Source organism: Blastochloris viridis (assembly GCF_001402875.1).
GTDB classification, from domain to species: Bacteria; Pseudomonadota; Alphaproteobacteria; order Rhizobiales; family Xanthobacteraceae; genus Blastochloris; species Blastochloris viridis.
In genome coordinates this window covers 2198532-2212855 of the sequence record NZ_CP012946.1, presented here as the reverse complement: position 1 = coordinate 2212855, position 14324 = coordinate 2198532, and the positions used below count along the sequence as shown (strand labels likewise).

Below are 14324 nucleotides of genomic sequence, written 5' to 3'. Positions count from 1 at the left end.
GCCGCGGCGTGGCGCCGGCCGAGCTATCCGCGGGGGCTTGCGGATGCACTCGGTGAGGTAACCATGTCGGCTGAGACAAGCGTGCGGTCCTGCTCGCTCATGCCTTGGCGGTGGTCGCGCGCGATCAGGGTGTAAAAGGTTGGCAGCACGAACAGCGTGAACAGCGTGCCGACCAGCATGCCCATCACCACCACGATGCCGATGGCGAAGCGGCTGGCGGCGCCGGCTCCCCCCGCGAACAGCAGCGGCACCAGCCCGGCGACCATTGCCGCGGTGGTCATCAGCACCGGCCGCATGCGCACCTTGGCCGAGGTCACGATCGCCGCGCGGCGGTCAAGGCCTTCGCCCAGTTGAATCTGGTTGGCGAACGCTACCATCAGGATGCCATGTTTCGAAATCAACCCGATCAGGGTGACGAGCCCGATCTGGGTGTAGATGTTGAGGGTGGTGAAGCCGAGATAGAGTGGCACCAGCGCGCCGCACACCGCCAGCGGCACTGTCACTAGAATCACCACTGGGTCACGAAAGCTCTCGTACTGCGCGGCCAGCACCAGGAAGATGACGACCAAGGCAAGGCCGAACAGCACGGTTAAACGATTGCCCTCCTGCACGTATTGCCGGCTGTCGCCGAGCCAGTCGATGGTGACGCCGGGGGCACGCGGCAGCGCGGCCATGAACGTCACCGCCTGGCCCATCGTCACGCCGGGCCTGAGCACTGCCGAGAGGGTCGTGGCGTTCATCTGGTTGAACTGCGGCAACCGGTTGGCCTGCGGCACCACGTCGACCTTGATGAGGGTCGAGAGCGGCAGCATCGCACCCGATTTGGCGCGGACGTAGAACCGGCCGAGCGTCTCCGGCGTAAGCCGGTCGTTCTGGCGCACCTGCGGGATCACGTCGTAGGAGCGGCCATAATAGTTGAAGCGGTTGACGTAGTTCTCGCCGACCAGCACCGCCAGCGTGTCGGCGATTGCCTGCATGGTGACGCCGACCTCGCCGGCCTTGGCGGTGTCGATGCGAATCCGTGCGGTCGGGCTGTCGAAGGCGAGGTCGCTGTCGACGAACACAAACAGCCCGCTGTTGCGGGCCGCCGCCTTCAGCGCTTCCATCTCCTGGTGGATGATGTTGAAGCCGGCGGGCGAGCGCAGCACGATCTGGAACGGCAGTCCGCCAGTCGAGGCCGGCAGCGCCATCGGTTGGAACGGCGTGACCGAGGCATCGTGCACGGAGCCGGCCGCCCGGTAGAGCTGGGCCTGGATGGCGTCAGATGAATACTGCCGCTCGCTCCAGTCCTTGAGGATGATGCCGCCGAACGCATTGTTCAGCCCATCGGTGCCGACCACGAAGAAGTTGGCCGAATAGTCCGGGAAGGACCGGAAGATGCTTTGGACCCGCGCCGCCGCTGCCGCTGTGTAGTCGAGATTGGCGTATTGCGGCGCCCGCACCGCAGTGAACACATAGCCCTGGTCCTCCTGCGGGGCGAGCTCGCTCTTGGTGCCGAGAAACAGCACGACGATGGCCGCGAGCATCGCGCAGGCGACCAGAAGCACCACCGGCCGCATCGACAAGGTGCGGTCCAGCAATCGCCCATAACCGGCAGCAAGCGCGCCGAAGCGCTGCTCGACCACCGTGGCAAAGCGGCTTTCGGCGACCTTTCTGCTGAGCAGCCGCGAGCTCATCATTGGCGACAGCGTCAGCGCGATCACGCCCGACACCACCACCGCGCCCGCCAGCGTAAAAGCGAACTCACGGAACAGGCTGCCGGTCAGGCCGCCCATCAGCCCGATCGGCGCATAGACCGCGGCGAGCGTGATGGTCATCGCGATCACCGGGCCGACGATCTCACGGGCGCCGACGACGGCGGCGTCAATCGGCGACCGGCCCTCCTCGATGTGGCGATGGATGTTCTCGACCACCACGATGGCGTCGTCGACCACCAGCCCGATCGCCAGCACCATCGCCAGCAGCGTCAGGAGGTTGAGCGAGAAGCCGAACGCCAGCATCACCGCCGCGGTGCCCACCAGCGACAGCGGGATGGTGACAACGGGGATGATGACCGCGCGTCCTGAGCCGAGGAACAGGAAGATCACCACCACCACGATGACCACTGCCTCCATCAGCGTGTGCCGCACCTCCTCGATCGAAGCGTGGACGAAATGGGCGACGTCGAACTGGTTCTCCACCGTGAGCTCCGGTGGCGCGACGGCCTGCATGCTCGGGATCAGCGCCTTGACCGCCGCCACGATCTCCAGCGGGTTGCCGTCGGGGGTCGGCGCGATCTTCAGATAGACGGCGCGCCGGGCGCTGGCCCAGCCGAGGGTCTTGCGGTTCTGGCTGCCGATTTCGACCTCGGCGATATCGGAGAGCCGCACCAGGCCGGCCGCGCCGGTCTTGACCACCATGCTGCGAAAGTCCTCAACCGTGGTGGCGTCGGTCGCCGCGGTGATGTTGGTGACGGTGCGCTCGCCTTCGAGCTGGCCCGGCGCCGCCTGCACGTTGTTGGCACGCAATGCCGCCGCGACGTCGCCGGCCGTCAAATTGCGGGCGGCAAGCTTCACCGGATCGAGCCACACCCGCATGGCAAGCGCCTGTGCGCCGGCGAAATCGGCCGAGGCGACGCCCTTGACCGAGGTGACCAGCGGCTGGCCAACGCGCGTCACGAAGTCGGTGATCTGCGGGATCGTCAGGGTTTCGCTGATGAAGGCGACGTACTGCACGGCGGAGGCGCCGTCGGTGATCTTGGTCACCACCGGGTCGAAGGCGCCCTGCGGCAGGCGGTACTTGACCTGCTGAACCTTGGACAGCACCTCCGTCATGGTGCGGTCGGAGTCGGCATTGAGCACCAGCTTGGCCTTGACCTGACTCTGGCCCATGGTCGAGGTCGAGGTCAGATACTCGATGCCGCTCGCGGTGGCGATCGCCTGGGCGATCGGCGTGGTAACGAAGCCCTGCATCACGTCCTGGGTGGCGCCCGGGAAGCTGGTGTCGACGATGATCGTCGCGCTCTGCAAATTGGGATATTGCCGCACCGGCAACGAGGCAAATGCGCTCGCGCCCGCCAGCAAGATGAGCAGGCTGACGACCACGGACAGGATCGGCCGGCGGATGAACAGATCGGTGAAATGCATGGCGATCCACTCAGCCCGGAGAACCTGATGCGATCTTGGGCGGGGCGACCCGAACGGTCGCGCCCGGCTGCACACGGAGCTGGCCGCTGGTGATGACTCTGTCGCCGGGGCTGAGCCCCGCCTCGACCACGACGCGGTCGCCACGACGCTGGCCGGTGACGACCGGCACCGGCTCGGCCCTGTCGCTCCTCACGACAAACACGCTGTCGCCCGACGGGCCGGTCTGGATGGCGGTGGCCGGCACCAGGATCGCGGAAGGCCGCATCGGCTGGGCAACGCTCACCGTGACATAGAGCCCGGGGCGCAACATCTGGCCGGGATTGGCGAGCGTCGCCTGAACGCGAATGTTGCGGGTGTCCTGCTCGACCATTGGCTCGATGGCGTTGATGCGAGCCGGGAACGCCCAATCCGGAAAGGCGTCGGTACGCACCGTGGTCTCGCTGCCAAGCCGCAGCCTCGCCAAATCCTGCTGCGGCACTGTAAAATTGACATAGAGCTGGTCGAGCGCGGCGAGCGTTGCCAAGGCATCGCCGGCATTGACGTACTGGCCGAGATCGACCCGCCGGATGCCGATCAGGCCGGCGAAGGGTGCCCGGATGGTCTTTTGCGACAGGCGCGCGTCGATGCGCTGGACCGCGGCGTCGGCCTGCTCCAGCTCCGCCTCGCGCTGCTCCAGCAGCTGTTTCGAGATGGTGTCGGATGGGGCGAGCCGGCGCGAGCGCTCGTCCTGCCGCCGTGCAAACTGCGCGCGGGAGAGGGCATCCGCGCGCTCGGCACGCTCTGGTGCGTCGTAGAGTTCGACCAGCGGCGTTCCGGCGTCGACCCTCGATCCGGCCTCGAAACGGATCGCCACCACCCGGCCGGCCACCTCGGGCGCCAGCGTCACCGCATGCACCGATTGCAGCGACCCGGTTGCTTCGAGCGACTGCGGCAGCGCTTCCAGCTCGACCGTCTGGGCGGAGACCTCGACCGGCGGCCGTGCCCGGCCGGCGGCGGAGGGCGAAAGCCGCGCGTCTCGCCAGAGATAGATCCCGATGAAAACGATGAGAAGGATCAGGAGCGCGACCGCAAACGGCGCACGGTGACGTAGACGTTCAGGCAAGCGAGGACAGGTGTCGACCATCTTGGCTCCAGACCGGGTTTTGCGCGCGCGCCAAGCCCCTGACTCGTGACGTGGCCACGAGTCAGGGGCTTGGCGAACAGGCCGACACCATCGCTACAACCTCAATAATAGTTGAGGTCAAGGTCTGTCGTCGGTCAATGCTGGGAGTGGCGATTCGCAACCATTCGCCTGACTGGCGTGCAGACGACGGCGCCCCGCGTGCATCTTCGGCGGGGAGGCCCAGTGTCGCGCAGACGGCGGGCTTTCAGCAGGCTGCCATGTTTCCGGCGTGATGCGATTTTCAGCCGAAAGGCCGGAAATCGCATCAGATGCTCAAACAGCGCGTCAGGCCCCCTCACCGGGAGCGCGAGCCGGGGTGGCCGCAGATGCACGCGGGGCGCTGGCGCCCTCGCCAGTCGCTGAGGAACAGCAGGATCGGGGCGGCGATGAACACCGACGAGCTTGCCGCCACCGCGATGCCGAACACCATCGGCACGGCAAAGCTCTCGACCGCCGAGCCACCGAAGATCGCCATCGGCAGCATGGCCAGAAAGGCCGTGATCGAGGTGTAGAGGCTGCGTGCCAGCGTCTCGTTGATCGACTTGTCGATCATGTCGCGCAGGCTCATCGTCTTGTAGAGCCGCATGTTCTCGCGCATGCGGTCGTAGACCACCACCTTGTCGTTGACCGAGTAGCCGATCAGCGTCAACAGCGCGGCGATGGCAGTCAGGTTGAAGTCGAGCCCGGTGAGCGCGAAGAAGCCGACCGTCTTGGTGACGTCGAGCATCAGCGTCGCGATGGCGCCAATTGCGAACGGCCACTCGAACCGCAGCCAGATGTAGGCCATCATCGCCAGGCTCGCGAACACCACCGACAGGATGCCGGCGGTCGCGAACTCGCCGCTCACCTTCGGCCCGACCACCTCGGTGCGCTCGATCTTGGCTCCGGGCGCGATCTCGGCGATCTTGGCACGGATCGTCTGCACCGCGACGGTCTGGGCCTCCTCCGAGCCCGGCTGGCGCTCGGCGCGCACCAGGACGTTCGAGGGTCCGCCGAACTGCTGGAGCGTGATCTCGCCGAGGCCGAGGTTGTCGAGCTCGGCGCGCAGCTTGCCGAAGTCCGCCGGGCCGTCGGTGGCGAGCTCCATCTGGATGCCGCCCTTGAAGTCGACGCCGTAGTTGAGGCCGGGATAGATGAACAGCCCGATCGAGGCCAGCGACAGCACCGCCGACACCGCAATGCCGGCGAACCGCGCCCGCATGAACGGGATCGCGGTGCCGTCGGGGATCAGCTTGATGCCGAACGGCGGCTCGATCGCCAGCGTCTTCAGCCGGAAGTGCCGCACGATTGCGGTCATCACCACCCGCACGATCGACACCGCGGTGAACATCGAGATCGCGATGCCGAGCCCCATGGTCACGGCAAAGCCGCGCACCGGGCCGGAGCCGAACGCGAACAGGAGGCAGGTCGCGATCAGCGCGGTGACGTTGGAGTCGATGATGGTGGCGTAGGCGCGCCGGAAGCCGGTGTCGAGCGCCGCCATCGCGCCGAGGCCCTTGCGCGTCTCCTCGCGGATACGCTCGTTGACCAGCACGTTGGCGTCGACCGCGAGCCCGATGCCGAGCACGATTCCGGCAATGCCGGGTAGCGTGAGGGTGGCGCCGAGCAGCGTCAGTGCCGCGAAAGTGAGGATCACGTTGAGCGCCAGCGCCAGGTTGGCGATGAGGCCCCAGCGGCCGTAGAGCGCCACCATGAAGGCGAACACCAGCCCGAAGCCGACCAGGCCGGAGGACAGGCCGCTGGCGATGGCGTCGCCGCCGAGGTCGGCGCCGACGGTGCGCTCCTCCACCACGGTGAGCGGCGCCGGCAGCGCGCCGGCGCGGAGCAGGGCGGCGAGGTCGGTGGCCTCGGCGACCGAGAACCGGCCGCTGATCTGGCCCGAGCCGCCCGGTATCGGCTCGCGGATCACCGGGGCGCTCAGCACCTTGCCGTCGAGCACGATGGCAAACGGCCGTCCGACATTGGCACGGGTGATGTCGGCGAACACCTTGGCGCCGGCCGCGTCGAGGCGGAACGAGACGATTGGCTCCTGAGTGTGGGAATCGAAGCTGGCGCGGGCGTCGGCCAGCCGGTCGCCGGCCAGCGCGGCCCGCTCCTCGATGGTGTAGCGCTCGCCGGCGGTGCGCCCGGGCAGGGTCAGCAGGCCGCTGCCCGTTGCGGCGATGTCCGAGGGGACCACCATGTGAAAGCTCAGCTTGGCGGTGCTGCCGAGCAATTGGCGGATCCGGCTGGGGTCCTGCACGCCGGGAAGCTGCACCAGGATGCGGTCGGCCCCGACACGCTGGATGGTGGGCTCGGCGACGCCGACCTGATCGATGCGCTGGTGGATGATCTCCAGGCTCTGCTCGACGGCGGCATTGCCGCGGTCGCGAACGCCCTCGGCCGTCAGCGCGATGCGCACGCTGTCGTCGCCGTCCGGCGTCACCGCGAGGTCGTGGCCGCCCGAGAAGCCCGGTCCGCTGAGGGGCATGGCAAGGGCGCGCAGCGCGGCGATGGCGTCGGCGCGCCGGGCGGAATCGGCCAGCGTCACGATCACGGCGTCCTGCTGACGGCGGATCGAGGCGGCGCCGATCTCGGCGCGGCGCAACTCGGTGCGGGCATCGCGCACCAGGTTCTGCAGGCGCTCCTGCGCCAGCGCGCGGGAATCGACCTCGAGCACGAGGTGCGATCCGCCGCGTAGGTCAAGGCCGAGCGTGACCTGCTGATGCGGCATCCAGGACGGCAACGCCCCGAGCTGATTGGGGGTGAGCATGTTGGGGAGTGCGACGACGATGCCGACGAAAATGACGAGGGCATAGATTGCCAGCACCCAGCGAGGCGTTCGCATGGGAGGGATCCGAATAGCTCGCGCGAGGATGCGCGCAGACCAACCGTCCGCGCCATCACGTGCGAAATTGAAGGAAAGTGTTCTGCCGAGCGGCGCGATCAGCCCGCCGCGGGTGGTGCCCGTGCGTCGAACACCGTTGCGCTGGCCGCCGACACGATCGCGAACAGCGTCTGGAACGTCGTGGTGCGCGCGGGGCCGAACGCAGGCAGCGGACGGCTGTCGAACGCCAGCGCCGCCGGCATGTCGCCGAACAGGTCAGCAAGGTCGCCACGCGTCAGCGCGCGGCGGACTTCGCCGGTTGCAGCGCGCGCACTGTCGCGCTCGGGCAATGCCGGTTGGCTGCGCGGCTCGCCGGCGGCGAGCCCGCCGACCGCGATCCGTGCCAGCGGTCCGCCGATGCTGGGGAAGGCGGCGCCGTGAAGGATCAGCGCGCCGGCGACCAGGCACAGCACCGCACCCAGACGCGCAACGGCGTCGAGCCCGATCCTGTGTTGCCAGCTACGCGGTGAGGTCATTCGGTGGTGTTCGCCAACGCTGAAATTTGCCGGCTTCGCTCGATCCGGCGCCAAAATGGGTGGGCAAGGATAGCGGCCACGGTCGTCAAAATCCAGCGCCGGCGCTTGGCTCCATCATCACGGCGACGGTGGTGGCGCCGCCGCTTAAGTCACATCGACCGGCACCGACATTTCGCCGCGCTTGCGGCGGTCCGGGGCGGGATGCCGGAAGTCGCGCGGGCGTGGCGTTGCCGGTCATCGCCCGGCACGATCGTCGCGTGCGCGCCGGACGCCGACCGATCGGCCGGCATCCGGCCGGTGCTGCTGCAAGGCGCGCGGCGCCTGAACCGTATGCCGATCCCGCCTTGCTCGGTCGCGACGCAGCCGCTATCAGCCAGCCATGCCGCTCGCACCCGACGATCTGTTCGCGCTGCTCGACCGATTCGGAATTCCGTCCTCCACCGTCCGCCACCGCGCCGTGTTCACGGTCGCCGAGTCGCAGGATGTCTGCGCCGGCATTCCCGGCGCCCATACCAAGAATTTGTTCCTGAAGGACAAGCGGGGCCGGCTGTTCCTCGTCACCGCCGGGCAGGGGGCGGTGCTCGACTTGAAGCACCTCCACCACGACCTCGGCGCCTCCGGCCGGCTGTCGTTCGGCGCGGCCGAGCTGCTTTGGGAGGTGCTGGGCGTCACGCCGGGCTCGGTGACGACGCTGGCCGCCGCCAACGACGAGGCCGGGCGGGTGACGGTGGTGCTGGAAGCCGGGCTGATGGCGGCCGAGGAGATATCGCTTCACCCGCTGGTCAACACCATGACCACCACCTTGAGGCGCGACGACCTCGTCCGCTTCCTGGAGGCGGTCGGCCACCCGCCGCTGGTCTTGAAGCTCGATCGCGGCGAGGACGGCTGAGCCGTCGGACGCGGATTCCCGCCGCCGGGCGGGGTTTGCCGCCGCTCGCGCGTTGCAATCTGTCGCATCCTGTCCCATCTGGATCGGGACAAACTGCGCTACACTGCACGGGAAGACGAGGGCACAGATGTTTACATTCGGTGGACCGAAAAAGGCCGGGCCGGCGGCCTCCGGCGCGGCCGACGGTCTGGTCAGCGACGTCACCACCCAGAGCTTCGTCAAGGACGTCATCGAGGAGTCGAAGACCCAGCCGGTGCTGGTCGACTTCTGGGCGGCATGGTGCGGCCCCTGCAAGCAGCTGACGCCGGTATTGGAGAAGGTGGTTCGCGCCGGCCGCGGCAAGGTCAAGCTGGCCAAGATGAACATCGACGAGCACCCGGCGGTGGCCAGCCAGCTCGGCATCCAGTCGATCCCGGCGGTGATCGCCTTCGTCGACGGCCGTGCGGTTGACGGCTTCATGGGCGCGCTGCCGGAGGGCCAGGTGGTGGCCTTCATCGATCGCATCACCGCCGGCAAGGTCGACGGCGGCACCAAGGAGCTGCTGGAGGCCGCCGACGCCGCCCTGATCGGCGGCGACGCGGTGACGGCCGCCGACGCCTTCGCCGCCGTGCTCGGCGAGGAGCCGGACAACGTCCACGCCCTGGCCGGGCTGGCGCGCTGCCACCTCGAACTCGGCGACCTGGAGCAGGCCAAGCAGACGCTGGCGCTGGTGCCGGCGGCGAAGGCCGGCGAGGCGCCGGTGGCGGCGGTGCGGGCGGCAATCGAGGTCGCCGAGCAGGCCGCCGCGCTGGGCGATCTCGCCGAGCTGGAGGCGGCGGTGGCCGCCGACCCCAGCAATCACCAGGCCCGGTTCGACCTTGCGGTTGCGCTCAACGCCCGCAACCGCCGCGCCGAAGTGCTCGCCCACCTGCTCGAGATCGTCAAGCACGACCGCGCCTGGAACGACGACGGTGCCCGCAAGCAACTGGTGACGTTCTTCGAGGCGTGGGGGCCGGCCGATCCCCATACCATCGACGGTCGCCGCCGGCTGTCCTCCATCCTGTTTGCATGAAGGGTGGCTGCGATGGGCAGCAACGTCACCTACCGCGGCCCGAACGACCTCCCGAGCGTGATTCCGGTGTTCCCGCTGGCAGACGCGCTGTTGCTGCCGCGCGGCAGCATGCCGCTCAACATCTTCGAGCCGCGCTACCTGGCGCTGATCGACGACGCGTTGAAGGGGGGGCGGCTGGTCGGCATGATTCAGCCCGATCCCTCGCGCAGCGGCTCGCCGACCCGGCCGGCGCTCTATTCGGTCGGCTGCGTGGGACGAATCACCCAGCTCTCGGAGACCGGCGATGGCCGCTACCTGATCTCGCTCACCGGGGTGGCGCGCTTTCGCCTGCTTGAGGAGATTGCGGTCGTCACCCCCTACCGCCAGTGCCGGGTGGAGTATCCCTTTCCCTGCGACTTCGTTGCTGGGCAGGGCGCCGACGCGGTCGACCGCGACGCCGTGCTGGAAACCCTGGCCGATTTCCTCAGCGCCAACGACCTCAAGGCCGATTGGCAAGACATCGACAAGGCGCCGACCGAGCTTCTGGTCAACGCGCTGTGCATGATGTCGCCGTTCGATGCCGCCGAAAAGCAGGCCATGCTGGAGGCGCCCGACCTGCCGGGGCGCGCCGAGGTGCTGGTCGCCGCCACCCGTTTTGCCATTGCCGACAACGATGATGACGGCGATACGCCGCTTCAATAGGATGCGATCATGACCGAGCAATCCGCAGCGCCTGATACCGCCGCCGACGCCTCCGAGCGCCGGGCTGGCGGCGTCGACCCCAAGCTCCTGGAGATTCTGGTGTGCCCGGTGACCAAGGGTCCGCTGGAATACGACGCCGGCAGCCAGGAACTGATCAGCCGCGCCGCCCGTCTTGCCTATCCGATCCGCGACGGCATCCCGATCATGCTCGCCGAGGAGGCGCGCAAGCTGGAGGGCTGAGCGCGGGCGGCGTGCATCGCGGCCTTTCTTGACCCTCTCGAAGGCGGTCGATACGGTCCCGCGCCGTTTCCCACCTTTTCAAGAGTGTCGATCCCGCGATGGATATGCCGGCCCACATGCGCCCCGACCGTTCGTTCCAGGGGCTGATCCTGACCCTCCAGAACTTCTGGGCGGACAAGGGCTGCGTCATCCTGCAGCCTTACGACATGGAGGTCGGCGCCGGCACCTTCCATCCGGCGACGACGCTTCGCGCGCTGGGGCCGCGGCGGTGGAATGCCGCCTACGTCCAGCCCTCGCGCCGGCCCAAGGACGGCCGCTATGGCGAGAACCCCAACCGGCTGCAGCACTATTACCAGTTCCAGGCGATCCTGAAGCCCTCGCCGCCGGACATCCAGGACCTCTATTTGCAGAGCCTCAAGGCCATCGGCATCGACACCGCGCTGCACGACGTGCGCTTTGTCGAGGACGATTGGGAGAGCCCGACCCTCGGCGCCTGGGGGCTGGGCTGGGAGTGCTGGTGCGACGGCATGGAGGTGAGCCAGTTCACCTACTTCCAGCAGGTCGCCGGGTTCGAGTGCGCGCCGGTGGCGGGCGAGCTGACCTACGGCCTTGAGCGCCTCGCCATGTACGTGCAGGGCGTCGAGAACGTCTACGACCTTAATTTCAACGGCCGCGACGGCGCCGAGAAAGTGACCTACGGCGATGTGTTCCTGCAGGCCGAGCAGGAATACTCCCGGCACAATTTCGAGCACGCCGACACCGACATGCTGTTCAAGCAGTTCGAGTTTGCCGAAAGCGCCTGCCGCAAGTACCTCGAAGCCGGCGAGGATGGCGAGCACCACAAGATGGCGCTGCCGGCCTACGACCAGTGCATCAAGGCCAGCCACGTCTTCAACCTGCTCGACGCCCGCGGCGTGATCTCGGTCACCGAGCGCCAAAGCTACATCCTGCGCGTTCGCGAGCTGGCGAAAGCCTGCGGCGCGGCGTGGCTGAAGACCGCGGGAGGGCGGGCATGACCCCGGCATGCCGCACCGCGCCTGCGCAGCCGGTTGCCGCCGCGCCGATGCCGGCGCAGGCCGACGGCCTAACCAACCTCTACCAACGCGGAGCCGAAGGCGAATGACCGCTCCCCGCACCCTGCGCGAGATGGCTGGCGCGCCCGCGACGCCGCCGCGGCTGACCGACGCCGTGGTGGTGCTGATCGACGCCCAGCGCGAGTATGTCGATGGCAAGTTGCCGCTGGCCGGCGTCAACGAGGCGCTGGACCACATCGCCGACGTTCTCGCGCGGGCGCGGGCGGCCGGTGCGCCGGTCATCCACATCCAGCACCGCGGCGGCGCCGGCGGCGCGTTCGATCCCGCCGGGGCCGGGTTCAAATTCGCCGGCGCGGCGGCGCCGATCACCGGCGAGCGGGTGATCGAGAAGCCGCAGCCCAACGCCTTCGCCGACACCGAGCTGGCCGAGGCCATCGCCGAAACCGGCAGCCGCCAGCTCGTTCTGGCCGGCTTCATGACCCACATGTGCGTCTCCACCACCGCGCGCGCCGCGCTCGACCACGGCCTTGCCGTGACCGTGGTCGCCGACGCCTGCGCCACCCGCGATCTGCCCGATCCCACCGGCGGCGCGCCGATCCCGGCCGCCGAGCTTCACCGCGTCGCACTGGCCGAGCTGGCCGACCGCTTCGCCATCATCTGCCGCGCCGCCGACCTCAAACGCTGAGTCATGCCCGATCTTCTGTTCGAACTGTTTTCCGAGGAAATCCCCGCCCGCATGCAGCCGCGGGCGGCCGAGGACCTCAAGTCGCTGGTCACCAACGCGCTGGTCGAACGCGGCCTGACCTACGAGGGCGCCAAGGCGATCGCGACGCCCCGGCGCCTTGCCCTCACCGTTCACGGCCTGCCGGCCCGCCAGCCCGACGTCGTCGAGGAGAAGAAGGGCCCGCGCGTCGGCGCCCCCGACGGCGCCATCCAGGGCTTCCTGAAGTCCGCCGGCCTGGCCGACATCAGCCAGGCCAGGATGGTGAACGACCCGAAGAAGGGCGAGTTCTACGTCGCGGTGATCGAGAAGCCCGGCCGGCCCACCCTCGAACTGCTGGCCGAGGTGCTGCCGGCCATCGTGCGGTCGTTCCCGTGGCCGAAGTCGATGCGCTGGGGCTCGGGCTCGCTCCGCTGGGTGCGGCCGCTGCATTCCATCGTCGCCACCTTCGGCCCGGAGACCGAGGAGCCGGAGGTGGTGCCGTTCGCGGTCGACGGCATCGAGGCCGGCAACGTCACCCACGGCCACCGTTTCCTCGCACCCGGCCCGATCACCGTCAGGCGCTGGGACGATTATCTGACCAAGCTGGAGGCCGCCAAGGTGGTGGCCGACCCCGAGCGGCGCAAGGCGATGATCCTGCAGGACGCCCGCAATCTGGCGTTCGCGCAGGGCTTCGAGCTGATCGAGGATGCCGGGCTGCTCGACGAGGTGTCCGGCTTGGTCGAATGGCCGGTGGCGCTGATGGGGTCGTTCGACGCGGCGTTCCTGTCGATTCCCCCCGAGGTGATCCGCGCCACCATCCGCGCCAACCAGAAGTGCTTCGTGCTCAAGAACGGGGAGGGCGGGCTCGCCAACCGCTTCATCCTGGTGTCGAACCTCCTCGCCTCGGACGGTGGCGCCGCCATCATTGCCGGCAATGAGCGGGTGATCCGGGCGCGGCTGTCGGACGCCAAGTTCTTCTACGAGAGCGACCTTGGAAAGACGCTTGAGGACCGGCTGCCGAAGCTGAATGAGATCGTGTTCCACGCCAAGCTGGGCACGCAAGGCGAGCGCATCGCGCGCATTGAGCGGCTGGCGGCGGAGATCGCGCCGCTGGTCGGCGCCGACGTCGAGAAGGCGCGCCGCGCCGCACGGCTGTGCAAGCTCGACCTCGTCACCGAGGTGGTCGGCGAATTCCCCGAGCTGCAGGGCCTGATGGGCAGGTACTACGCGCTGGCCCAGGGCGAGGACGCCTCCGTCGCCGCCGCCTGCGAGGAGCATTACAAGCCGGTCGGCCCGTCCGACTGCGTGCCGACCGACCCGGTATCGATCGCGGTGGCGCTGGCCGACAAGCTCGACACCCTGGTGGGGTTCTGGGCGATCGACGAGAAGCCGACCGGGAGCAAGGACCCCTATGCGCTGCGCCGCGCGGCGCTGGGGGTGATCAGGCTGGTGCTGGAGAACTCAAAACGGCTAGATCTGACGAATATATTAATTCGACACTCTGATTTATTCTCGGGTCATGACTGGGCATCTACTGTATTTGGTCTTCTTGAGTTTGTTGGGGATCGCTTAAAGGTACAGTTGAGGGAGCAGGGTTCCCGACACGACCTTGTCGATGCAGTGTTCCGGCAGGGAATCCAAGCCGATCAACATATGCCGGGAATGGAAAATGTCCGCGACCTCGTGCTGATCGTGGCGCGCATCAATGCGCTGGCGGCCTTCCTCGACACCGACGACGGCAGGAACCTCTTGGCCGGCACCAAGCGCGCCGCCAACATCCTGCGCATCGAGGAGAAGAAGGACGGCCGCGCCTATGGCGGCGCGCCGGACGCCGCGCTGTTCGCCCAGGACGAGGAGCGGGCGCTCGCCAGCGCCATCGATACCGCCAAGGCCGACGCCGCCGAGGCGGTGGCGCGCGAGGATTTCGCCGGCGCCATGGCGGCGCTGGCCAGGCTGCGTGGCGCGGTCGACACTTTCTTCGCCAAGGTAACCGTTAACGCGGACGATCCCGCGGTGCGCGAGAACCGCCTGAAGCTCTTGAACGAAATCCGCGCCGCCACCCGCACCGTCGCCGACTTCAGCCGCATCGAGGGCTGA

Annotated in this window: 11 protein-coding genes; 7 read left to right on the top strand and 4 right to left on the bottom strand. The window is 68.3% G+C overall.

The genetic code is table 11. From position 1 onward, the window contains the following. Nucleotides 1-23: 23 nt before the first annotated feature. The 4 genes from BVIR_RS09770 to BVIR_RS09755 form a co-directional block, all read right to left on the bottom strand. The gene (locus tag BVIR_RS09770; RefSeq protein WP_055037498.1) at nucleotides 24-3125 is read right to left on the bottom strand and encodes an efflux RND transporter permease subunit; all 3102 of its coding nucleotides are present in this window, start codon (nucleotides 3123-3125) and stop codon (nucleotides 24-26) included. A gap of 10 nt (nucleotides 3126-3135) precedes the next feature. Then, nucleotides 3136-4227, bottom strand: coding sequence for an efflux RND transporter periplasmic adaptor subunit (locus BVIR_RS09765; protein WP_236823587.1), 1092 nt, complete (start codon nucleotides 4225-4227; stop codon nucleotides 3136-3138). Nucleotides 4228-4582: 355 nt separating this feature from the next. Then, nucleotides 4583-7114, bottom strand: coding sequence for a protein translocase subunit SecD (gene secD / locus BVIR_RS09760; protein ID WP_055037496.1), 2532 nt, complete (start codon nucleotides 7112-7114; stop codon nucleotides 4583-4585). A 98-nt stretch (nucleotides 7115-7212) separates the two neighbouring features. Further along, entirely contained in the window at nucleotides 7213-7629 is a 417-nt protein-coding gene (locus BVIR_RS09755) for a hypothetical protein (RefSeq protein ID WP_145912004.1), read from the bottom strand. A 379-nt stretch (nucleotides 7630-8008) separates the two neighbouring features. Here BVIR_RS09755 and BVIR_RS09750 point away from each other — a divergent pair, with 379 nt between their 5' ends. The 7 genes from BVIR_RS09750 (at nucleotide 8009) to glyS (ending at nucleotide 14324) form a co-directional block, all read left to right on the top strand. Further along, nucleotides 8009-8518 (top strand): prolyl-tRNA synthetase associated domain-containing protein, encoded by a 510-nt coding sequence (locus BVIR_RS09750; protein WP_055037494.1) that lies wholly within the window; start codon nucleotides 8009-8011, stop codon nucleotides 8516-8518. Nucleotides 8519-8645: 127 nt separating this feature from the next. Further along, nucleotides 8646-9569 carry a thioredoxin gene (trxA, locus tag BVIR_RS09745; RefSeq protein ID WP_055037493.1) on the top strand — a complete coding sequence of 308 codons (924 nt, stop codon included), beginning with the start codon at nucleotides 8646-8648 and terminating at the stop codon, nucleotides 9567-9569. A gap of 12 nt (nucleotides 9570-9581) precedes the next feature. Continuing rightward, complete coding sequence (locus tag BVIR_RS09740) at nucleotides 9582-10250, top strand: LON peptidase substrate-binding domain-containing protein (protein ID WP_055037492.1); 669 nt, start codon at nucleotides 9582-9584, stop codon at nucleotides 10248-10250. A gap of 9 nt (nucleotides 10251-10259) precedes the next feature. Continuing rightward, nucleotides 10260-10490, top strand: coding sequence for a Trm112 family protein (locus BVIR_RS09735; RefSeq protein WP_055037491.1), 231 nt, complete (start codon nucleotides 10260-10262; stop codon nucleotides 10488-10490). Nucleotides 10491-10588: 98 nt separating this feature from the next. Beyond that, a complete protein-coding gene (locus BVIR_RS09730; RefSeq protein ID WP_055037490.1) occupies nucleotides 10589-11506 on the top strand; it encodes a glycine--tRNA ligase subunit alpha in 918 nt (305 codons plus the stop codon). Between the two features lie 103 nt (nucleotides 11507-11609). After that, on the top strand, nucleotides 11610-12209 hold the full coding sequence (locus BVIR_RS09725) for a cysteine hydrolase family protein (protein WP_055037489.1): 600 nt from the start codon (nucleotides 11610-11612) through the stop codon (nucleotides 12207-12209). Nucleotides 12210-12212: 3 nt separating this feature from the next. After that, nucleotides 12213-14324, top strand: a complete 2112-nt coding sequence (glyS, locus tag BVIR_RS09720) for a glycine--tRNA ligase subunit beta (protein ID WP_055037488.1) — start codon at nucleotides 12213-12215, stop codon at nucleotides 14322-14324.